The following is a 23482-nucleotide window of genomic DNA, read 5'->3' as shown; positions in this document are numbered from 1 at the left end:
CTATAAGTATTGATTTACAAATAAATATAGCTATTTTTGAGCAGTATACGATTCACCCGCAGGGTGTCAGTTCAACACACGCTACAAGCAATTTGGGGATTTGGCTTAATGGGAAAATTGGTTTGTTTCAGAAATATTTTGCAAATCCGAATAATGGGCTTAAATTAGTCCCAAACTGCTTGTAGCGCGGGAACGTTTCTATTATGAAAGACAACATCAATACGCTAATTTAACAACCTAAATATTACAAATGGAACAGAAAAGACTAACAGAATTAACAGACCAGGAATTGCTACAAGAAGCAAAAAAAATGAAATCAACTTCCATAACTAATGGTTTCTTAATTGGATTTCTGATAGGAATTGTATTTTACAGCATTGTAAAAAACAGTTTAGGATTATTCACGCTAATCCCTTTGTTTTTTGTATATAAATTGATTAATAATTCAAAATATAATAATAATGAATTGGAAAATCTTTTAAAAGAACGAAATTTGAAATAAACTATGGAAGAAAATTGTAAAAACTGTAACGCAGAAGTAACTCAAAATTATTGCCCCAATTGTGGACAATCTGCAACACTTAAAAGAATAGATAAGCATTATATTTCTCACGAAGTTCAGCATCTTTTGCACTTTGAAAAAGGTGTTTTCTATACAGCTAAAGAGTTACTTACAAGACCGGGAAGTAGTATAAAAGAGTTTATTACTGAAAACAGGAATAAACACATGAAGCCTGTCCCGTTTCTTATACTTACCTCTTTGCTTTATATAATTATTGCTCATTTTTTCCACGCTGACAAAATATACAACGAAAAAGAAAAACTATTATTCGGAGAATCAAGTATTGGTGATATTCGACATTGGATACAGACACATTATGGTTATGCAAATATTATAATGGGAATTTTTATTGCACTTTGTGTGAAATTGCTATTCAGAAAATATAAATACAATTTGTTTGAGATTACAATACTAATATGCTTTGTAATGGGACAAGGAATGCTATTTTTAACTTTAGAAACATTTTTTGTTGGACTATTAAATGAGCAGATTTTCCTTGGTATTTTGACAATAATTTCATTTGCATATCCGACTTGGGCAATCGGACATTTTTTTGACAAATCAAAAGTATTCAGCTATGTTAAGGCGTTTTTTGCTTACACTTTAGGCTACTTGTTTTTTGAGTTCTCCATTATTATAGTTGGACTTATTGTTGACTTAATCTCAAAAAGAATATGATCACAATAAGAAACAATAAATATCAACATATGAAAAGGGTATTTGAATTTCTTAAACAGATAAAAGAAAATAACAATCGGGAATGGTTTGCTACCCATAAACCAGAATACGATACGATTGTGAAAGAAAACAAGATTTTTTTCGATCAGATTTATTCCGAACTTCAAAAACACGATAGTTTACAAGGAATCCATATTTTTAGAATTTACAAAGATGTTCGTTTTTCCAAAGATAAATCTCCTTACAAAACTAATTTAGGAGCTGGATATTCTCGTACAAAACCAATGTTAAGAGGAGGTTGCTATATTCAATTAGAGCCCAATAATAGTTTCGTGGGAGGAGGGTTTTGGGCTCCAAATAGTCAAGATTTACTTCGTATTCGTAAAGAATTCGAAATGGATACAACAGAAATCGAAAAGATTACTTCTGAGAATACTTTCGTAAAATATTTCGGAGAGCTTAAAGGTGAAGATGGAGTGAAAACTGCTCCGAAAGGCTTCGATAAAAATCATCCTGCAATTAATTTGATTAAGAAAAAGCAATTTGTAGTGATGAGAAAATTTTCAGACAAGGAAGTTTTATCTGATGATTTTCAGAAAGAAGTAATTGTAACATTTTTGGCAATGAGACCTTTTTTCGATTATATGAGTGAAGTACTTACTACGGATTTAAATGGAGAACCCTTATTCTAAAAGCAAGCGATAGTAAAATAAATGTGACAGTCATGGGGGGCATATTAAAATCTCCCAACTTCGTCCTACACACTGAGCAACCATCCCAAATTCATTATTGAAAAATTACAAAGTAATAACTTATTATTTCTCATTTTTTCTTAGTTTTGGGTTTTCAACATTTCGTTTAAAAATAAATGCCTTTGAGAGTATGAAACGCTTAAAGTGAATTTGTAGAAAAGGCGGAAAACTTTTATTGTATTTGCTGTTTTTAAGAGCATTAATAGTATGACAAAAGTCGGGTTGGCAGAAATTATTAACCAAAACTGCATAAAACTAAGAGATGCAACTATCAGAAACAATTATCGAATTGGAAGATTTAGAGTTAAAACCAAAATTATCAGAAAAGCTTAAAAGAATTGACGGGCATTATATCTCTCATGAAATACAGCATTTATTGCACTTTGAAAAAGGCTTTTTGTTTACTATAAAATCATTATTGATAAGACCTGGAAAAGCGATACGAGAATTTTTATTTGAGGACAGGGAGAAATATATTAAACCTGTATTGTTTTTGATTTTTACCTCTTTGATTTTTACATTTATAGCTCATTCATTATTTCCAAAGATTACTTTTTTTAACATTGACGGCATTGTGTCTCTAAAAGGTAAAATTCGAGCAAAAGAAATTGGTAAATGGACGGATAGTCACATTGGTTATGCCCAGTTGTTTATGGGTATTTGTGTAGCTTTTTGGATAAATTTTTTTTTCAAAAAATTTAAATATAGTATTTATGAAATTTTAGTTCTTGTGTCTTTTGTTTTTGGGGAAGGCATTTTAATTCTTACTTTTTTAATGGTGCCTGCCAAATTATTTAAAAGCCAAAATTTAATGTCAATTGCATTAGTAATTTATTTTATTTATATCATTTGGGCTATAGGGCAATTTTTTGGAGAAAAGAAGATTATAAATTACATAAAATCTATTTTAGTCTATTGTTTAGGAAATGCGAGCTACACGGGGATTCTTATTTTAATCGCTTATTTATTGAAATTTTTATAACTGAATAAGATAATTACTACCAACGGGAACGATTCCTGCTATTATAAACAAAAGAACGTATAACAAAATAAAAACAAATGAATAATTGTGGCAATTGTAATGATGAATTAACGGGGAAATATTGTTCAAATTGCGGGCAAGCTGTAAAAGTAAAAAGAATCGATGGTGATTATATCGTTCACGAGATTGAACATGTTTTACATTTTGAAAGAGGTATTTTGTATACCATAAAAGAATTATTGATAAGACCTGGGCAAAATATTAGAGAGTTTATCGCCGAAAACAGAAGCCGACTTGTAAAACCAGTTATATTTATCATTGTAACTTCACTGATTTATACCCTAATTAATCATTTCTTTCACATTGAAGATGGATATGTGAATTTTACTGATGCAAAAATGCCTACAACAAATTCCATTTTTAGTTGGATTCAAAATCATTACGGATATGCTAATATTATAATGGGAATGTTTATTGCTTTTTGGTTAAAAATATTTTTTAAAAAGTATGAGTATAATTTTTTTGAGCTAGTCATTCTATTGTGTTTCGTGATTGGGATGGAAATGTTGATGGTTTCTGTTTTTGCACTTTTTGAAGGATTAACCAAATTAAGTTTGATGCAAATTGCTGGTTTTGTTATTTTCGCATATTGTACTTGGGCAATTGGACAGTTTTTTGATAAAACAAAACCAATCAGTTATGTAAAAGCATTTGCTTCTTATGTATTAGGAATGCTTACATTTAGTTTTTCAGCGATAATTATAGGAGTTTTAATTGACTTAATGATTAAACACTAAAACAGCAACAAAACGTTAGTTAGAATTGTAAAAATGAAACTAGAAAAAGCAAATAGTACCGATAACGAGGTTTTGACAGCGATAACTAAAAAGTCAAAAGCGTATTGGGGGTATTCTGAGGAGCAGATTCAAAATTGGTCTGAATCATTAACGATCACTCCAACCTATATTGAAACTAAATCTGTTTATAAATTAGTTATTGATACTAAAACGGTCGGCTATTATTCGTTCTTTTATGAGGACGAACATACTATAAAATTGGACAATTTATTCATTTTGCCTGAATACATTGGAAAAGGATTCGGACGAATGCTAATGGATGATTTTTTGATTCTCGTAAAAAGAACTAACGTGAATAAAATAATACTGGATTCAGAACCTAATGTCGAAATGTTTTATACTAAATTGGGTTTTGTAAAAGTGGGAGAAATTGAAACTTCTATTAAAAACAGATATTTACCAATAATGGAGTTGAAAATAAATAAAAAATAAAACAACTATCGCTAACTTTGCCAAGTAGCGAACCGTTGCACAAAACATCCCTAAAATTGACAATTCGAATTAAATAAATTGATAAAGTATTCAAAATATCTGATTTCACTCTTTCTGGTTTTTAGCCTGATGGTGAATGACTGTACGATAGATTCTCAATCAAATTCGGTTGATTATTATCAATATTCGAACGTAATTCTCAGAAGAGAATTGGACTATGTCGATTTTAAACTATATGTGTTCAATCAGTTCAATTCGTCTAAAAAAGCTTCATTTCCAATTCTCTTAACCTACCTCGAGTTTGCAGCCGTTTATAGTCTTCAAATTCGGGTTCTTCTAAAATCACGAACGCTGCTATATCAAAAAGTAAGTTCGTTTGTGGCGCAACAGCTCTTTATCAATGAGATGATTGCTTCAAATAACTCCTGTGAAAGTTTATACATCGCTTAGGGGATTTCCTTTCTAAGCATTTATGCAATTCAATGCATAATACCGATTGTACAAAATATATAGTCCAATGATCCCGACGCTTCGGGAGTGCTATTATTTTGTTATGACGGCATTATACCAAGTATTTTGTAAAACTAAATACAATTGGTATAAGATGATAAAAAAATGTCTAATCATTTATCATTTACAAAATGTATAAACACAAAAACAAAACACGTTTGGCGGAATCTAAACGCCCTATTCTTTGGATAAAAAGAAAAATAATTCTAATTATTACCGCTCTTATGCTCGGAATGTCAAACGGAATGAACGCCGAAAATAAAATGATTAACGGAAATCAAAATCACACGGAACAGCAGAAAAAAGATTGATTTGATTGTTTGTTTTTAGTAGATTTGGATAATAATAACCCGTTGGGTATAATTGTTTTTTTACCACATAGAGACATAGAATTTATGGTTTTTGAAAAGAGTTTGATAGATGTTTTACTTTTCACATAGATAATCTATGTGAAAAATAGTGCTATTTCTATTCATTTTTTAATTTTTAGTTATAAATCTATGTATCTATGTGGTTTATTTTTTATTTAAACAGAATTACACCCAACGGGTAATAATAATGCTACATTATGAAAAATAAAAACTATTGGGAGAATGTGTACGGAACGAAACAGCCCCATGAAGTAAGTTGGACACAAGAGAAACCGGAAACTTCTTTGCGACTAATCGCCAATTGTAATTTGCCTAAAACGGCTAAGATTATTGACATTGGTGGCGGAGACAGTACTTTGGTGGATTGTCTTTTGGAATTAGGGTATGCTGATTTAACCGTTTTGGATATTTCGGAGAAAGCGATTGAAAAAGCTAAAATACGATTGGGAGAATTGGCAGAAAAAGTAAAATGGATTGTTTCGGATATAACTGAATTTCAACCTACAGAAGTTTATGCTATTTGGCACGATAGAGCAACTTTTCATTTTCTTACGGAGAAAGCACAAATAGAAAAGTATCAGGAATTAGTGCAAGATTATGTGAGTGATTATTTGATTATGGCTACTTTTTCGGATAACGGGCCTTTAAAATGTAGTGGTTTGGAAATCAAACAGTATTCGATTGCCGCATTGGAGGATACATTTCAGCACGGATTTAAAAAAGCAGAAGGTTTCTATGAAGATCATAAAACGCCTTTTGAAACGATTCAGAATTTTGTTTTTTGTAGATTTAAAAAAAAATAAAGGTATGTTGCAACTTTCAGAAATCTGGGTTTATCCTGTAAAATCGTTAGGCGGTATTCAATTGCAAGAATCCAAAGTTACGGATCGTGGTTTGGAATTGGATAGACGTTGGTTGTTGGTAGATGATGATGGGCGATTTTTATCGCAACGGGAACATCCTGAATTGGCACTTTTTAAGCCTGAGATTGTGGGGGAGTTTTTGAGGATTACACATAGAACACATTTGGAATCTATCGATATACCGCTTCGTCCTGTTTTTTCGGATGGAGAGACCAAAATTAAAGTTACGGTTTGGGATGATACTATTGACGCTTTTGAAGTAAGTCAAACAGCTACAAATTGGTTTGCAAAACAGTTAGAGATTTCGGTGCGATTGATGTATATGCCGCAAGAGAGTGAACGAAAATTAGATCCTAATTATGCGATTACGGGAGCCGAAATTAATTCGTTTTCGGATGGGTATCCTTTTTTGATTATTGGGCAAGCTTCGTTGGATGATTTGAATGGGCGATTGGAAACAAAAATTCCGATGAATCGATTCCGGCCGAATTTTGTTTTTACCAATGGAGTGGCTTTTGAGGAGGACTTTTGGCGGGAATTTAGCATTGGAAACGTTTCTTTTGTAGGCGTGAAACCTTGTGACAGATGCGTAATGACGACCGTTGACCAAGAAAAAGGAATCATTTCAGGAAAAGACCCTTTGAAGACATTGGCGAAATATAGAAATTTTGGAAATAAAGTGTTGTTTGGTCAAAATGTGATTGGGCTTGGATTGGGGACTGTTTCGGTTGGTGATGCGGTTTCTGTTTCGAGTTTTAATAAATAATATGTTGCAATGATTTGTCTGGTGTTAATGGCACACAGATGACGCGGATTAAACAGATTGGCACGGATTTTAGTTTGAATGTTGTTTCGATATGTAAAACATATCGTTTTATGTTTGCGAGAGGGATAGACGCTGGCTACCGAAGTAGCGCAAATAGCCCGACCGCATTTTTGGAAAAGGCCGTATATGCGCAAAGAAGATTTGGCCCTTTCTAAAATGGGGTCTCGCCCATAATATTATTATGTTAAGCTTTATTGTTTCTCGCAAAGACGCGAAGACGCAAAGAAAACAGTTCTAAACTTTGCGACTTCGTGTCTTTGCGAGAACTAGATTTAGAAAAAGCGTAGTAAGAAACCCTTAACTTAATGACATTGGTCTCGCCCAAATGATTTTTGATGTGTTACGATTTCTCTCTTAATTTCATTAAATAATCCTCTAAAATTCAAAATGGTAAAATACTTGTTTGGGTTGCAAAAATTTCATAATTTTGCAACCCAATTTTATAATGTAAATTAAAGAAGAAGATGGATATCAAAAGAATAGCAATAGACGCTGTGAATGAAACGATTGTAATGACGGTTGTTCACATGGATTACAAAGGACAAGTAGCAAAAAGAATAAACGAAAAAATGCCTTTGGCAACTGTAAAAGGGTTTAGAAAAGGGGCTGTGCCTAAAGACCTTGTTGAAAAACAATACGGTAAGGCTATCAAACAAGAAGAAGTTCAAAAAGTAGTTGATTTGGCTTTGGAGCGTTTTGTGCAATCTGAAAGATTAAACCTTTTGGGTAATCCACTTCCTAAAGTAAACGAAAACTTCAACTGGGATGCTGAAGAATTGGTTTTTGAATATGAAATTGGTTTAGTGCCACATTTTGAATTAGACCTTGAAGCTAAAAATGATATCGTAAAATATATCGTTACTGCTGATGATAAATTAATTGACGGTCAAGTAGCGCGTATCCAAAAACAATTTGGTACTGCAATTCCTCAAGAAGTGGTTGTAGCTGACTCTGATATCACTGGAACTTTCGCTAACGAGGCTGAAGGAATCAATAATACTACTACAATTGCCTTGGCAATTTTTAAAGATAAAGCAACTGCTGATCAATTCATCGGTAAAAAAGTGGGTGACGTAGTTACCGTAAACACTAAAGGTTTATTTGAAGATGATCACCAATTGATGGATTATTTGAAAGTGGGTCATGATAATGTTCACGGTTTAGCTGTAGATGTTGACTTTACTATCGAAGCGATCAACGGAGCTGAATTAGCTGAATTGAACCAAGAATTGTTCGACAAACTTTTTGGTGCTGGAAATGTAGCTTCATTAGAAGACTTGAAAGCAAAAATCAAAGAAGATGCTGAATCTCAATTCGCTCAACAAGCGGACCAAAAATTATTGGCTGATGTTCAAGAATTTTTGATCGAAAATACTAAATTTGATTTGCCATCTGAATTCTTAATCAAATGGTTGCAAACTGTTGGAGAAAAACAATTGACTCCAGAAGAAGCAATCGTAGAATATGCAAGATCTGAAAGAGGATTGCGTTTTCAATTGATTGAAGGAAAAGCAATGGCTACAAGTAACATTCAAATTACTTTTGAAGACTTGAAATCATTCACAACAAAATCAATCAAACAACAAATGGCTCAGTTTGGACAAACGAATCCTACAGATGCAGAAGTGCAAGGAATTGTAGCAAGAGTTTTGTCTAACCAAGATGAGGTAAAAAGACTTTCTGACCAAGTGGTTGCAGAGAAATTACTTGAGTTATTTAAAGAAAAAGCGAATCCAGCTACTAAAGAAGTGACTTACGAAGAATTTATTGCTGCTTCTTACGGAGAATAATTTATAAAAAATTAAGTATATTTGAGCGTCAAAACATTATTTATTTTGACGCTCTTTGTTTTTATTTGTTTAAGGTTTAAAGTTCAATGTTGAGCAACCTTAAACTTTAAACCTTAAACTAAAAACTTATAAAAAATGAACTACGGAAAAGAATTCAAAAAATTTGCGATAAAGGATCAGGGAGTAAATGCTATGTACTATGATAAAATAGTAGCTGCGATGAACCCAAAAAATATGACTCCTTATATTATTGAAGAACGTCAATTGAATATTTCTCAATTGGATGTTTTTTCGAGATTAATGATGGATAGAATTATTTTTCTAGGTACAGGAATTGATGACCAAATTGCAAACATCGTTCAAGCTCAATTGTTATTCTTAGAAAGTGCTGATGCTTCAAAGGACATTCAGATCTATTTGAATTCACCTGGAGGAAGTGTTTATGCAGGATTGGGGATTTATGATACGATGCAGTACATCAAACCAGATGTAGCTACTATTTGTACCGGAATGGCAGCTTCTATGGGAGCTGTGCTTTTGTGTGCGGGTGCTGCAGGAAAACGTTCGGCTTTGCCACATTCTCGTGTTATGATTCACCAACCATCAGGAGGAGCACAAGGTGTTGCCACTGATATGGAAATCAACTTGCGCGAAATGTTGAAATTGAAAGACGAATTATACCAAATAATCTCTCATCATACAGGACAAACTTTTGATAAAGTACACCAAGACAGTGAGCGAGATTATTGGATGATAGCTGATGAGGCTAAGGAATACGGAATGATTGATGAAGTGTTGAGAAGAAGTTAAAAACAGATTGCAGTTGTTAGATGGCAGAGAAATCTAAAATCTAAAATCTAAAATCTGAAATCAAAAAAGATGGCAAAACAAGTATTACAATGTTCTTTCTGCGGAAGAAAGAAACCGGAAACCAATTTATTGATTGCAGGTATTGATGCTCACATTTGTGATAAATGCATCGAGCAAGCGCATGGAATTGTTCTGGAAGAATTAAAATCAAGCGGAAGTTCTAAACTAGTTGGGGATTTAATTTTAAAGAAACCAAAAGAAATCAGGGCTTTCCTAGATCAATACGTTATTGGACAAGAGCAAACCAAAAAAGTAATGTCTGTGGCGGTTTACAATCATTACAAACGTTTGATGCAACAGCAATTGGACGATGAGGTAGAGATTGAAAAAAGCAACATCATCATGGTAGGGCAAACGGGAACAGGAAAAACATTGGTGGCTAAAACTATTGCTAAAATGTTGGATGTGCCTCTTGCTATTGTTGATGCAACAGTGCTTACCGAAGCAGGTTACGTAGGGGAAGATGTCGAAAGTATTTTGACTCGTCTTTTGCAAGCCGCCGATTACGATGTAGCCAAAGCTGAAAGAGGAATTGTTTTTATTGATGAAATTGATAAAATTGCCCGTAAGAGCGACAATCCTTCTATCACTCGTGATGTTTCTGGAGAAGGAGTGCAACAAGCTTTATTGAAATTATTGGAAGGAACAGTGGTTAACGTACCGCCAAAAGGAGGTCGTAAGCATCCAGATCAAAAATTCGTTGAAGTAAACACGCAGAACATTTTGTTTATTGCAGGTGGTGCTTTTGATGGTGTGGAGCGTATTATTTCAAAACGTTTGAACCGTCAAGCTGTGGGTTATTCTACATCTAAAAATGTTGATAATATTGACAAAGACAATTTGTTGCAATATATTATCCCTAAAGACATCAAGGATTTTGGATTGATTCCTGAAATCATTGGTCGTTTGCCAGTTTTGACTCACATGGATCCTTTGGATAGAGAAACGTTGCGTGCCATTTTGACTCAGCCTAAAAATGCGTTAATCAAACAATACCAAAAATTGTTTTTGATGGATGAGGTAGAATTTACCATTACCGATGAAGCTTTGGATTTTGTTGTGGAGAAAGCTCTAGAATACAAATTGGGTGCTCGTGGATTGCGTTCGTTATGCGAAGCTATTCTAACTGATGCGATGTATGAATTACCAAGTTCTGATGATAAAAAGTTGGAAATTGATATGGAATACGCAAAAGAAACATTGAATAAAAATTTATTGAAACGTTTGGAGATCGCTTCTTAGTTTTAATTGAAATATTTTCTAAAACCTGTTCGGTCATTCGAGCAGGTTTTTTTATGAAGAAAAGGGGGAAATCTGCGTGCCAAATAAAGGATTCTATGTCAAGTGCTATTTATCGAGATGATTGTAACATTAAAAGCCATTCGGAAACTGATTTCTGAATGGCTTTTTTGAGTTTTACATCTTTTTCAATTGCTCGAGATAATCTCTTTTGTTTGATAATCTTGGAATTTTGTGTTGACCTCCCAGTTTGTTGCTCTCTTTAAGCCAATCATAAAACAATCGTTCTCTCGCCACGTTAATTACTAAGGGGTTTAAAGTCATGTTGTTGTAGCGCTTGGCTTCGTAATCAGAGTTTAAGGATTGTAAAGTGTCATCCAACGCTTTTTGGAAAGCAGCGATGTCTTTTGGTTTTTTCTTAAATTCAATCATCCATTCATGACCTCCTTTTTCTTTATCCTTCATGAATATAGGAGCAACGGTATAATCCACTACTTCGGTTTGGGTGATTTTACAGGCTTTGGCAATAGCCTGATCGGTGTTTTCGACCATTAATTCCTCTCCAAAAACATTAATATGGTGTTTGGTACGTCCTGTAACTCGGATGCGATAAGGATTTAAAGAAGTGAATCGAACCGTATCACCTATTAAGTAACGCCACAAACCACTATTTGTGGTAATCACCATGGCATAATTCTTGAATAATTGCACATCCGATAATCGAACGGCTTTTTGGTCGGGTGTACCAAAGGTATCCATCGGAATAAATTCATAAAAAATCCCGTAATCCAGCATCAGCAATAAATCACTCGAATTGTTCAAGTCCTGTATGGCAAAAAAACCTTCGGAAGCATTGTATATTTCGTAATATTTGAATTGATTTTTGGGTAGTATTTTTTGGAATTGTTCTCTGTAAGGGTCAAAGCTAACACCTCCATGAAAATACACCTCCAAGTTAGGCCATACTTCCATTAGGTTTGTTTTTCCTGTTTCTTCGAGCACTTTATTCATTAGAACCAACATCCACGAAGGAACACCGGCAAAACTGGTTACATTCTCATTTATTGTTTCATTAATGATGGCACTCATTTTGGTTTCCCATTCGCTCATCAAAGAAATTTTGCTGCTGGGCGTACTGCTAAATTCGGCCCAAATAGGCATGTTTTCTATCAAAATGGCTGATAAATCGCCAAAAAAAGTATTGTTGTTTTCATAGATCTGTGAGCTGCCTCCCAGTCGCAAACTTTTACCCAAAAACATTTCAGAATCCTCATTGTTGTTCAAGTACAAACACAACAAATCTTTACTTCCCTTGTAATGACAATCTTCAAGAGCTTCATTACTTACGGGGATAAATTTACTTTTGGCATTGGTGGTGCCACTCGATTTTGCAAACCATTTTATAGGTGCTTCCCAAAGAACATTTTGTTCTCCTTTTCGGGTGCGTTCTATATAAGGTTCTAAATCTTCGTAAGTCGAAATTGGAACTCTTTCTGTAAAAGTTTGGTATGATTTTATAGATTCATAATCGTATTGTTTGCCAAATACTGTTCCTTCTGAGGTGCGAATCAAATTCATCAATAATTCCTCCTGAACTTCATTTGGGTATTTCAAAAAAAGTTCAATCTGGTGAATTCTTTGTTTTAAAAACCAAGAAGCGATGGAATTGATAATTGGTAAAGGCATGGGGATTTATGATTTTAGATTTTAGATTGCAGATTTTAGATTTGAAAATAGATTTACAAATACTAACTTTGCAATAGTACCAAAAATAATATTTTTTTTTCTTAAAAGGGTTCTTATTTAAACCAAATATTCCGATAGTGTTATTAAATCTGCAATCTAAAATCTGCAATCTAAAATCAAAAATCCCATGACATACCAAGGTGTACTTTCTAAAATGCAAACCGAATTTGGAGATCCCATTCAATATTACTTGGTTTTCGAAAATAGTTTTTTGAACGTAAATCAGCTATTAAACAAAGAACTGGAAATCAATTTTGAAGGGTATCAATGTTTGAATTGCGGGAAGAAGAAAAAAATTTTTCGTCAAGGATTTTGTTATGATTGTTTCTATTCGAGTGCTGCGGTAGGTGATTGGATCATGAAACCCGAGTTGAGTACTGCCCATCTTGGCATTCAGGATCGAGATTTGGCTTATGAAGAATCCGTGCAATTGCAACCCCATATTGTGTATTTGGCTTTGTCCAGTGAGGTCAAAGTAGGGGTAACCAGAAAAACACAAGTGCCTACAAGATGGATCGACCAAGGCGCAACCCAAGCCATTGCTATTGTTGAAGTTCCTAATCGATACTTGGCCGGAATTACAGAGGTAGCCTTGAAAAATCATTATGCCGATAAAACCAATTGGCGAAAAATGTTAACCAACAATGTAGAACAAATAGATTTAGTTGCCGAAAGAATGAAAGTTGAGAATCTAATCCCTTCCGAAGTTCAGGAATATTTCCATTCGCAAAAAAATGATTTGTATGAGATGCATTATCCTGTTTTACAATACCCAACTAAAGTAAGCAGTTTGAGTTTAGATAAAACGCCTCAATTTCAAGGGAAACTAACGGGAATCAAAGGACAATACCTCATTTTTGAAGATGGTACGGTTTTTAATATTCGTGGTTCTGAGGGATATGTGGTAAGAGTTGAGTTGTAATTTTTGGGACACAGTATTCAGTCGCATTTTCCATTTTAGGAAATTATTTTATTTTTAATGCTGCGATTGACTATTGTGCAATGTAATTAAGTTATGGAGTTTTTATAAATTATTTTTGATTAACGATTTTTGATTTGCTTCGCCTTTTAGGCTCGGGTCAGATATAAAAAACCGAAAAAAATCAGCAATATTTAGATTACACGATACGAAATCTGAAATCAAAAATCGTTAATCTTCATTCTTAAATCTCTTAGCTTCTTAGCGTAGATTCTCTCTCAATAATCTGTGTGGGGAGTTCAATAATTTGATGCGTAACAGGAAGATGTTCTTTAATTTGCGCTATCTCATTTATCAAAATTGAGGCGGCTCGTTGACCAATTTCATAACCAGGCTGGTCAATAGTGGTGAGTTTTGGAGAAATTACGGTTGACATAAACCAATTACTGAAACCAAAAACAGCAATTTGTTCCGGGATTTTGATTTGCATTTCGTTGAGGTGTTTTATAATTCCGATAGCAACCAAATCAGTGACCGCAAAAACGGCATCGACATCTTTATGGTCATTAACCAGTTTTTGGGCATTGGCATAGCCGTCTTCAAAATCGGCATTGTGATCGCATAAATAAACCAGCGAAGAATCATAAGGGATATTATGGTCTTCTAATGCTTTTTTGTATCCTAAAAAACGATCAATTGAATTTTGAGGAGTATAAGAACCTCTAAAATGGGCGATTTTTTTATATCCTTTTTCGATTAAATAAGTAACGGCATCATAAGCGGCTTTTCGGTCATTAATTACCACTTTGGAGCAATTTACCAGTTTAGCAATTTTGTCAAATAATACTACGGGAGTGTTCTTTTTTATGGCTTCATTAATATGAGTGAAATCGTCTGTTTCATTTGATAACGAAATTAAAATGCCATCAACTCTTTTTTGTAACAGCAATGCAATTTGCTTTTTTTCCAGCTCATATTTTTCATTTGATTGCAAAATGATAACGAGATAGCCTCTGTTTTCGGCTTCGTCTAAAATACCGTTAAGAACACTAGAGAAAAAATGATGCACCATGGTAGGAATAATAACCCCAATGGTTTTTGTTTCGTTTGTCCTAAGGTTTACGGCATTGACATTGGGTTTGTAATTCATAGAAGTTACCATTTCAAGAACTCTTGCTCGAGTGATTGCACTAACATCAGTATATCCTTTTAATGCTTTTGAGACCGTAGTGACAGAAATTCCTAAGGCTGCTGCAATATCAATAAGTCTGGTATCATTCATAATAATAAATGTAATAAAACTAATTGATAATTAGTTAAATTTATTCGTCGAAAACGTTTTCGGCAAATCGAAAACGTTTTCGGCAAAAAATCTCCATCGACCTAATTAAATTGGCTATAGTTTTACCCCACAATTAACTAACCAAATAACAAATATCATGAAACAGTTAAATTATCATCCAGTTGCATTATTTTTAATGCTGCTGGTATTTATTCTTCCAGCGATGGCTTTTTCACAGGGAAAAAGCACTATTTCTGGAAAAGTATTCGACGAAAACGGACAAACGATTCCAGGCGCAAATGTCGTTATTCTAGAAACTTCAAAAGCGGTGAGTACAGGCTTTGATGGTGGATATGCATTTTTAAATCTTTCTGCGGGAAGTTATACCATTCGTGTATCAAACATTGGATACAAATCAACTCAAAAGAATGTTTCTGTTAAGGAAGACGAAAGTATAACGCTAGATTTACGCATAGAATCAGAGTCACAAAGTTTGAAAGAAGTGGTTATCACGGGTTCATCAAACCCGAGATCAAAATTGGAATCAAGCATTGCTATTACCACTATGGGAGCAAAAGCGATCGAGGACAGAGCGCCAATTAGTACAGCAGCTATTCTTCAAACTATTCCAGGTTTTGTTGTTGAAACATCGGGTGGAGAAGTGGGGAATAACCTTTTTGCAAGAGGAATTCCATCGGCTGGAGCGTATGAATATGTACAAATTCAGGAAGACGGTTTACCGGTTTTTGAAGACGGCGCTTTGCAGTTTGCCAATGCTGATAATTGGTATAGACTTGATGAAACCGTTAGTAAAATGGAAGCCGTTCGAGGTGGTTCGGCATCTATTTTTGCATCGAATGCTCCAGGGGGAATTATCAATTTTATTTCAAAAACGGGGCAAAATGATTTTCAAGGAAGAGCAAAACTTACCGTTGGAGATTATGGTTTATTCAGAACAGACCTTAATTTAAGCGGAGCATTGGTTCAAGATAAATTGTTCTTTAATGTTGGTGGATTTTACAGAGCCGATGATGGAATTAGGAAAACTGGTTTTACAGCAAACAAAGGCGGACAGGTAAAAATGAATTTGACTTATAAGTTTGATGATGGAGGGTATTTGAGATTAAACTACAAGAAACTAGATGACAGAAATACATTCTATTTGCCAATTCCATTAAAAAGCAATAATGGAAAAGTTGAAGGAATAGATGGATTTGATCCCAATTATGGTACTTTGACTTCTGCAAATTTCTCGCATTTAATTGTGCCTCAATACGGTGGAGGAACTTTTAATGCCAATTTAGAAGATGGTGTTCATCCTGTTGTTGATGCGATTGGAGCCGAACTCAAAAAGAAAATATCGGAGAAAGTTATCTTAAAAAATGCATTCAGAAGCACAAAAATAGATTTGAATTACAATGCTATTTTCAGCACCGGTGGACCTTGGTCACAAACGGCTTACGCGACAGATGTGCAAGGATTAGCTCCTGTAAATACAGGAGATTTGAGTTATACTTATGTGGATAACAATGCGGCATTAAACGTAAATTCATTGATTATGAGAGCGGATCATTGGTACATTCACAAACAAATGGAGAATTTTGCCAATAATCTATCTTTCGGTTTCGACTTGAAACCTGTTAATCTTACCGTTGGCTACTATTATTCAAATTGGAAATCAAATCAATACTGGAACTGGAGTAACTATTTGGTTGATGTTACAGACAATCCAAGATTGGTAAATGTAAATAACACGGCAACTGGGATATCCCATACTTGGAATGGTATCGAAAGAATTACTTGGCTTGAAAGAGACGCACAAACCAAAGGAAAATTAAATGATGTTTATGTAGATGCCGAAATTCAGGCAACGGATAAATTGACATTTAATGTGGGTTTAAGATATGATAAAAACCAATATTCAGGATACAGGGACAATGCTCGTTTCTTTGCCGAAAATCTAGGTGTTTTAGATAATAATACTGCCGATGACGCCGTGACTACAATTCAGGGAAATCCTTATACGTACTGGAAATATGATGTAAGTGAGGTTTCTTATACAGGAGCAGGAAATTATAAGTTTAATGATAATATGGCGTCTTATTTAAGATACAGTCATGGTTTTAGATCGCCAATTGAGGAATCATTTTATGACAATGCAAGTGATTTGAGTAAACTGGAAAATACTTTTGTCAATCAATTGGAGTTGGGTTACAAATACGCAAATTCATTTCTTTCTGTGAATGCCAATTTGTTTCACATGAATTTAAAAAATGTTGCCTTTACAGACATATTAGCCGATGGATCATCTGAAAATAAATTTGCCGATGTAAACAATTTAGGTTTAGAAGTAGAAACGAATGTAAAATATAAAATGGCGAGATTGAACTTTAACTTTACGGTTCAAAATCCGGAATATGATAATTTTACTGGTTCAAATGCTGATGGAAGCACTTTTGATTATAACGGGAATGCTGCTCGTAGAATTCCTAAATTCTTCTGCGCTGTAAGACCAGAAGTTGATATAACAGAAAGATTAACTGCATATGTTCAATATTCTTATTTTGACAAAAAATATACCAACCAAGATAATAAACAAGTTTTACCTGCTTTTAAAGAAGTTGGTGCGGGTCTAAATTACAAAGTAAATAATTTACGATTTGCCCTTGATGGTTCTAACTTGTTTAATGAAATTGGTTTAACAGAAGGGAATCCTAGACAGACAACATCATCTGCGAGCGATGTGTTTTTGGCAAGACCTATTTTAGGACGTGCTTTCAGATTCTCTGTAGCAATTAACTTTTAGTTTGTATTAATTAGTTCAGCCAAATGTTGTTTTCATAACAGCATTTGGTTTTTGCTACATTCGTCAGTAAACCAAAGATTATCATGAAAAAAACAGGAATAACAACAGCGCTATATCTCAATTACTTTGTATTTGCTATTTTGCTGAACAGCGTAGGAATTGTGATTTTAAAAGCACAAAAAAATTATGGTGTAAATGAATTGCAGGCTAGTATTCTGGAAGCTTTTAAGGATTTGCCCATTGCAATTGTTTCATTTTTAATCGCTTCTTTTTTACCAAGAATTGGTTATAAAAAAGCAATGCTTATCGGGTTAGGACTGGTGACTTTTGCCTGTATCGCCATGTTTTATGGGAACTCTTTTAATTATGCAAAATTGCTTTTTGCAACCGTTGGTGTATCCTTTGCACTAATAAAAGTATCGGTCTACTCACTAATTGGTACAATAACCGAAAATCAAAGGGAGCACAATGCATTAATGAGCAGTGTTGAAGGGGTTTTTATGATTGGAATTGCGTTGGCTTATTTTTTATTCCCAGCTTTCAATGATGATGCTAATCCAAATTCCTGGCTCAATGTATATTGGCTTTTGGCTTTGTTGTCATTACTTTCATTTGGCTTTTTATTTTTTATGAAAATAGAGAATCCAACAGAAATTCCAGGTGTGAATCTAGCGGATGATTTTTCGCAAATGTTCAAATTAATGACAAAATTATTGGTTGTTGTCTTTGTTGTCAGTGCCTTTTTATTTGTAATGATCGAACAAGGGATTATGTCTTGGCTGCCAACATTCAATGATAAAGTGCTTCATTTGTCTGAGAATAATAGTATAATGATGGCGAGTATTCTGGCCATTTCATTAGCAATTGGGAGAATTTTAGCGGGCGAAATTACCAAAAGAATAAACTGGATTTGGGTACTGAGTTTTTGTATTGTATGTGCCATGTTGATTGTGATTTTCGTGCTGCCAAAAACGGTTGGACTTGAAGTGAAAACAATCGATTCTTTCCGTGATATACCATTAATTGGTTTTGCATTTCCACTTGTTGGATTATTTATTGCGCCTATTTATCCGTTGCTCAATTCGGTTATATTGAGTTCTTTGCCAAAAAAACTGCATAGCTCAATGACGGGTTTAATTGTTGTTTTTTCAGCACTTGGAGGTACATTGGGTTCCAGGATTATTGGTTGGTTGTTCCAGAATCAAGGACCGGAAAACGCATTTTATTACACCTTAATCCCAATGTCACTATTATTGATTTCTTTTTTTATTCTAAAAAAAATAACTGCCAAAAATGAAATTTAAACTAAACATAAACCAAACACTTCAGAGTTTATTAGCTCAGGAAGATACGGATGGCGATAAAAAAATTACGATAGACGATCAAGGTCCAAAAAGTTTTTTATTGGAAGATGAAAACGGAAATTCGTTACTCATAGAAGGAACCTATCATCTCTCCAATTTATTGCAGGAATTGGCATTGTCCAAAATGAATAATGCAGAATTTGCCGAAATAGAAAGTTCCGAAATAATAGAAAACCCGGTAAGTCGCATTTCCAGAAAAATAAAAAATTTATATTGGCAAGGGTTGACCAGAACTATTGATGCGAAAGGGGTTGTGAAGATTATAGAAGATGAAAAGATAGAAAACGCAATTTCGTATTTATATGTCCCTAAAAAGGATGATTTGGCTTTTGAATATTTTAAAAATCTTGAAAAATCGATTCCAAAATTAAAAGTCGTTCAGTTACCCGAAAATATTTCATCAGAATATGAGCAGACCTTAAACAAAAAGCCGGGAATATTGGCTTTGGCTTTGTATCAGGAAGATAGTCAAACAAAAGGGGTTCCGTTTGTGGTCCCAGGCGGACGATTCAATGAAATGTATGGTTGGGATAGCTATTTTATTGCAATGGGACTTTTATTAGATGATAAATTGGAACTTGCCATTGCCATCACCGAGAACTTTAAATATCAGATCGACCATTATGGTAAAATTCTCAATGCGAATCGAAGTTATTATCTGACCCGAACACAACCACCATTGTACACTTCTTTGATTGTTGCCATTGTAAAAAAATCAAAGCCAAAAGCATCTTGGATCGCAAAACATCTGAAGACTGCTATCAAAGAATACCAAACGGTTTGGATGGAAGAAGGAAAAAGGCTTACGCCAAATGGACTAAGCCGATACAAGGCGGAAGGAATTGGCCTTCCGTTTGAAGTTGAGGTTGGGCATTTTGATGATGTTCTAGAAAAGTATGCTTTGCTGTACAATTTGCCTTTGCGTGATTTTGAAAAAAAATACCTCGAAAGAGAAATTGTTGATGCCAATCTTGATGCTTATTTTGTTCATGATCGTAGCATGCGAGAAAGTGGGCACGACACCACCAATCGCTTGGTCAATGTTTGTGCCGATTTGAATATGATAGATTTGAATAGTTTGCTTTATAAGTACGAAACGGATATTGCTTTCTTGATTGAAAGCGAATTTGATAATCATTTCCAATATGATAAAAACATAGTTTACTCCAGAGAATATTGGAGTAAAAAAGCAGTTTTAAGAAAAGAAAAAATAGATGAATTGTGTTGGGATAAAAAGAAAGGAATCTATTTTGACTATAATTTTATAACAGAACAATCACATCAATTTGAAGCAGCTACGACTTTCTATCCGCTTTGGGCAAAATTATGCAGTGCGGAACAAGCCGAGGTTTTGGTGAAGACAGCATTGCCGAAATTCAAATTAAAAGGGGGAATTGCAGGAAGTACCAAAGATGCAATTGCGGATATAGATGTCAATTCTCCGCAGCGCCAATGGGATTACCCTTTTGGATGGGCGCCACATCAAATGTTTTTATGGGAAGGATTATTGAACTATAATTATATAGATGAAGCTCAAGAAATGGTTTACCGCTGGCTGTGGCTTATTACACGGAACGCTGTAGATTATAACGGAACTATTCCTGAAAAATTTAATTTAGAAACCAGTTCTCTCAAAATTTTTGCCGAGTATGGTAATGTAGGAACAGCATTCGATTATATTACGGAAGAAGGTTTTGGTTGGATGAATGCCTCGTATCAATTTGGGTTGAGTATTTTAAGAATAAACCTAAAACAAGAATTAGAAAAATTAACTGATCCTGATAAATTGTTTTTGTAGTCAGTTTCTTCCAGGACAAGATAATGCATAAAAAAGCCTAAGAGTATTTAATACTATTAGGCTTTTTTGGTGTGATAAAGTATATTTCGAACTTTTCTTATTCGATAAACTCGAAAGGTTTTTTTCAAACCTGTCGGGTTTTGCATCAAAGCTATTTTTTCTTAAACAAACTATTCAATAAATCTCCTGCTTTCTTTTTGATGTCCTCTTTTTGGGCATTCGTTTTAGTGGTGTCCGCTGTTGTTGACTTGTTTTTGTTTAACAATTTATCCAATTCGGAAGTTCCTTTTTTTACCAATTTATCCGATTGCTGTTTGGCCAATTGCATAGTCAAGTTGGTCAATACCGTTTTCATATCCGACGAAATTTTAGGATTGCTAAAAGTTCCCGTCATTAATGCCGTTACAGGAATGTTATCAAATTTAGCAGCATCACTCGGTGACATTTTCGATATATAGGCATTGGCTTCCTTGCCTAGGTATTTGGCAGGAACATTAAATTTGATGTTGTAATCCATACTTTGGTCAAAACCATGAGTACCACCTACCACTGCTTTAATGTCTTGGTATTTTATATCAAATGGCTTTACATTTACTTTTCCATCTTTAAAAGTAAGAGCTGCCTTGATGTCGTTGAGATTCACTTTATTTAAATCAATAAATTTTAAATTAGAACTCAACGCTTTTAACATCGTCGAGCTATTGGCATTCAAGGTAGTTGAAAGCAATTGTCCCACCAAATCACCTGAAAGGGTTTTTAAATCAGGCGTCATTTCAGTGGCGTCTAGGTTTCCGTTTAATTTGATGGTTGTATTTATTTTTCCATTTACGATTCCCGCTATTGGAGCTATTTTTTTCAACATATCCAATTGGGTAAAACTTTGTTGAATATCAACTTGGTTTAAATTAAGATTCATGTCAAAAACGGGTGTTTTGCCTTTTGTGGAAACAGCGCCACTGGCACCAATAGTTCCTCCGAAAATGGATGTTTTTACGTTTTCTAAAGTCACTTTTTCGTCCTTGATAATCATTTTTCCCGAAACCGCTTTCAAGGTTAAGTTGTCATACAAAACCGTATTGGCTTTTGCGGTAAGCGTACAATTTAAAAAAGAAGGGATTTTTAACGGTTCGGCTTTTTTGGTTTTTTGGTTTTCTGCGGCAACAGCTACAGGAGCTGCAGAGGTTGTCATAAAATCATCGACTGCAAGCTGATTGGAAGTTAGATTGAAATTCCCTTTCAACTCTTGTTTTCTAAACATAAAACCGTAAAAATTATCCAAAACTCCCGTTACGCTAAGGTCACTTTTTCCTGTTTTGGCATTAAACTGTTTCAGATGCACTTGACTCGGGTTAAATTGTACCAAAGCCGAACTGATGGCCATGTTTTTGCCATTTGCGTCAGCATAATTAAATCCAGTCACACCGATGGTTCCCGCATTATTAATATTTTGGTACTGACTTTTTTCCACCGAAGCCATGTCAAATTTGGTCGTCACATCTGCTTTCAAAATTCCAGTAAGCGGTTTGTCCAGTTTTATAGGATACGCTTTAGAAAGATTGGCTAAGTTGATGGTTCCTTTCAAAGCGGCATCAACCAAAGCATTGGTGCTAATGTTTTTTATATTGGCTTTGGCGTTAAAAATATCTTGATCTATTTTAAAAGAAAGTTTGTCCAGATTGACATAGGTGTCATTCATTATACCCGTTTCATTTACAATTTTGGTGTCAATTACAATACTTTGAACCGATTTGGGTAAGTTCGGATATTGAAAAGAACCGTTGTTTGAAGCAATGGCAATACGGAATTTTGGAATAGTAGTATCCGTCAGCATTCCTTTGGCAAAACCATTAACCGTAAAATCTCCCGTAGTTTTTACGCCTTCTAAACTAGACGCATAAACAGCAGGAATCAATCCCAAAAAGTTCTTGAAGGAGGAAGTTGGTGTTTTGAATTTTAAATCATATAGCTGTCCCGCATCCACCATCTGTATAAAACCATCAAATTCTAATGGTAATTGATTGATTAATGCTTTATTCTCTTTAAAAGTATACTTGCTCTTATCTAAATCAATTCCTAAAACGGCATCCAATGACAAGGCAACATTTTTCATATAATTGATCTTGCCCATGTCAAGCGATATTTTAGCAGTCGATTTGGTGTCTAAATCCAATTTTGAGGCATTAAAATCTCCAGTGCCTTCGTGATTTAAGCTATCAATGATCATTCGTACTTGTGACCCTTCATCAAAATATTGGAACTTAAAATTCTCAACTTGGTATTTCTGAATTTTCAATAACATAGGGTCGCTTTTGGTGTCGTCTTTTGCTTTATTGTCTTTCAAAGCAATGTCAAAATTTCCGATTCCATCTTTATTGAAAATGATATTGATAAAACCGTTCTTTGAAGTAATGCCCTCAATTTGTATCGCTTCCTCTTTTCCTTTAAACAATTCTTTGATGGACATGTTTAAATTCAATTCGCCCAATGAAACCAAAGTATCTCCTTCAAAAGGCGCTTTGTTGATAATCAATAATTGATCTAGCGTTATCGTTGCTTTCGGAAAATTTTTGAATAAACTTAAATCAGCGTCCGCAAAGGAAACTGTAGCATCTACTTTTTTGTTTATGGCTTCGCTAATTTTGGCTTTTATTTGGTCTTTGAAGAAATACGGAATGGCAAATAGAGAAGCAACTAGGACTACCAATACAATTCCAACGATTTTTAAAATTTTCTTTAGCATATATATTGAATGAATTGGGTTATTTTATACAAAAATAAGGGTTTATTAATTAGTTGTTTTGTAAAATTATGATAAAAAGAAACCCTTTCAGTTTA

21 protein-coding genes are annotated in these 23482 nt (G+C 34.2%); 18 read left to right on the top strand and 3 right to left on the bottom strand.

Translation table 11 applies throughout. The annotated features are described in order from the left end of the window. The 14 genes from DB891_RS17805 to clpX form a co-directional block, all read left to right on the top strand. A partial coding sequence (locus tag DB891_RS17805; RefSeq protein WP_223256114.1) for a hypothetical protein occupies positions 1 to 185 on the top strand: 185 nt, incomplete at its 5' end. Positions 186 to 250: 65 nt separating this feature from the next. Continuing rightward, complete coding sequence (locus DB891_RS14375; RefSeq protein WP_116764272.1) at positions 251 to 502, top strand: FUSC family protein; 252 nt, start codon at positions 251 to 253, stop codon at positions 500 to 502. Positions 503 to 505: 3 nt separating this feature from the next. Continuing rightward, positions 506 to 1240: a DUF3667 domain-containing protein gene (locus tag DB891_RS14370; protein WP_116764271.1), complete on the top strand. Its 735-nt coding sequence runs from the start codon at positions 506 to 508 to the stop codon at positions 1238 to 1240. Positions 1241 to 1269: 29 nt separating this feature from the next. After that, positions 1270 to 1932 carry a DUF2461 domain-containing protein gene (locus DB891_RS14365; protein ID WP_116764279.1) on the top strand — a complete coding sequence of 221 codons (663 nt, stop codon included), beginning with the start codon at positions 1270 to 1272 and terminating at the stop codon, positions 1930 to 1932. A 322-nt stretch (positions 1933 to 2254) separates the two neighbouring features. Next, entirely contained in the window at positions 2255 to 2974 is a 720-nt protein-coding gene (locus DB891_RS14360; protein WP_116764270.1) for a DUF3667 domain-containing protein, read from the top strand. Between the two features lie 77 nt (positions 2975 to 3051). Further along, positions 3052 to 3771 (top strand): DUF3667 domain-containing protein, encoded by a 720-nt coding sequence (locus tag DB891_RS14355; protein WP_116764269.1) that lies wholly within the window; start codon positions 3052 to 3054, stop codon positions 3769 to 3771. Positions 3772 to 3804: 33 nt separating this feature from the next. Next, on the top strand, positions 3805 to 4263 hold the full coding sequence (locus tag DB891_RS14350) for a GNAT family N-acetyltransferase (protein WP_116764268.1): 459 nt from the start codon (positions 3805 to 3807) through the stop codon (positions 4261 to 4263). Between the two features lie 78 nt (positions 4264 to 4341). Further along, on the top strand, positions 4342 to 4713 hold the full coding sequence (locus DB891_RS17490; RefSeq protein ID WP_124019522.1) for a hypothetical protein: 372 nt from the start codon (positions 4342 to 4344) through the stop codon (positions 4711 to 4713). Positions 4714 to 4904: 191 nt separating this feature from the next. After that, positions 4905 to 5084 (top strand): hypothetical protein, encoded by a 180-nt coding sequence (locus DB891_RS14345; RefSeq protein WP_116764267.1) that lies wholly within the window; start codon positions 4905 to 4907, stop codon positions 5082 to 5084. Between the two features lie 257 nt (positions 5085 to 5341). Further along, positions 5342 to 5947 carry a class I SAM-dependent methyltransferase gene (locus DB891_RS14340; RefSeq protein ID WP_116764266.1) on the top strand — a complete coding sequence of 202 codons (606 nt, stop codon included), beginning with the start codon at positions 5342 to 5344 and terminating at the stop codon, positions 5945 to 5947. 4 nt (positions 5948 to 5951) lie between these two features. Next, positions 5952 to 6773: an MOSC domain-containing protein gene (locus tag DB891_RS14335; protein ID WP_116764278.1), complete on the top strand. Its 822-nt coding sequence runs from the start codon at positions 5952 to 5954 to the stop codon at positions 6771 to 6773. Between the two features lie 524 nt (positions 6774 to 7297). After that, on the top strand, positions 7298 to 8623 hold the full coding sequence (locus DB891_RS14330) for a trigger factor (RefSeq protein WP_116764265.1): 1326 nt from the start codon (positions 7298 to 7300) through the stop codon (positions 8621 to 8623). Positions 8624 to 8758: 135 nt separating this feature from the next. Beyond that, entirely contained in the window at positions 8759 to 9433 is a 675-nt protein-coding gene (clpP, locus tag DB891_RS14325) for an ATP-dependent Clp endopeptidase proteolytic subunit ClpP (protein WP_116764264.1), read from the top strand. Between the two features lie 69 nt (positions 9434 to 9502). Further along, the gene (clpX, locus tag DB891_RS14320) at positions 9503 to 10735 is read left to right on the top strand and encodes an ATP-dependent Clp protease ATP-binding subunit ClpX (protein ID WP_116764263.1); all 1233 of its coding nucleotides are present in this window, start codon (positions 9503 to 9505) and stop codon (positions 10733 to 10735) included. Between the two features lie 174 nt (positions 10736 to 10909). On the opposite strand, the gene DB891_RS14315 is transcribed toward clpX, so the two are convergent. Further along, entirely contained in the window at positions 10910 to 12418 is a 1509-nt protein-coding gene (locus DB891_RS14315; protein WP_116764262.1) for a GH3 auxin-responsive promoter family protein, read from the bottom strand. A 187-nt stretch (positions 12419 to 12605) separates the two neighbouring features. On the opposite strand from DB891_RS14315, the gene DB891_RS14310 reads away from it, so the two are divergent. Beyond that, positions 12606 to 13400, top strand: coding sequence for a DUF2797 domain-containing protein (locus DB891_RS14310; RefSeq protein ID WP_116764261.1), 795 nt, complete (start codon positions 12606 to 12608; stop codon positions 13398 to 13400). A gap of 250 nt (positions 13401 to 13650) precedes the next feature. Here DB891_RS14310 and DB891_RS14305 read toward each other — a convergent pair whose 3' ends face one another. Then, positions 13651 to 14679, bottom strand: coding sequence for a LacI family DNA-binding transcriptional regulator (locus tag DB891_RS14305; RefSeq protein ID WP_116764260.1), 1029 nt, complete (start codon positions 14677 to 14679; stop codon positions 13651 to 13653). Positions 14680 to 14836: 157 nt separating this feature from the next. Here DB891_RS14305 and DB891_RS14300 point away from each other — a divergent pair, with 157 nt between their 5' ends. From DB891_RS14300 to DB891_RS14290, 3 genes are all read left to right on the top strand, one after another. Then, positions 14837 to 17485 (top strand): TonB-dependent receptor, encoded by a 2649-nt coding sequence (locus DB891_RS14300; RefSeq protein WP_223256113.1) that lies wholly within the window; start codon positions 14837 to 14839, stop codon positions 17483 to 17485. A gap of 83 nt (positions 17486 to 17568) precedes the next feature. Continuing rightward, entirely contained in the window at positions 17569 to 18789 is a 1221-nt protein-coding gene (locus tag DB891_RS14295) for an MFS transporter (protein ID WP_116764259.1), read from the top strand. Next, positions 18779 to 20647: an alpha,alpha-trehalase gene (locus DB891_RS14290; protein ID WP_116764258.1), complete on the top strand. Its 1869-nt coding sequence runs from the start codon at positions 18779 to 18781 to the stop codon at positions 20645 to 20647. The genes DB891_RS14295 and DB891_RS14290 overlap by 11 nt, the downstream gene beginning before the upstream one ends. Positions 20648 to 20798: 151 nt before the next feature. Here the strand turns inward: DB891_RS14290 and DB891_RS14285 are convergent, their stop codons facing one another. Next, a complete protein-coding gene (locus DB891_RS14285) occupies positions 20799 to 23387 on the bottom strand; it encodes an AsmA-like C-terminal region-containing protein (protein WP_116764257.1) in 2589 nt (862 codons plus the stop codon). Positions 23388 to 23482: the final 95 nt, after the last annotated feature.

Source organism: Flavobacterium laiguense (assembly GCF_003097655.1).
Lineage (GTDB): Bacteria > Bacteroidota > Bacteroidia > Flavobacteriales > Flavobacteriaceae > Flavobacterium > Flavobacterium laiguense.
Note: the sequence above shows the minus strand (reverse complement) of the source record. Positions and strands in the feature narration are given on the sequence as shown.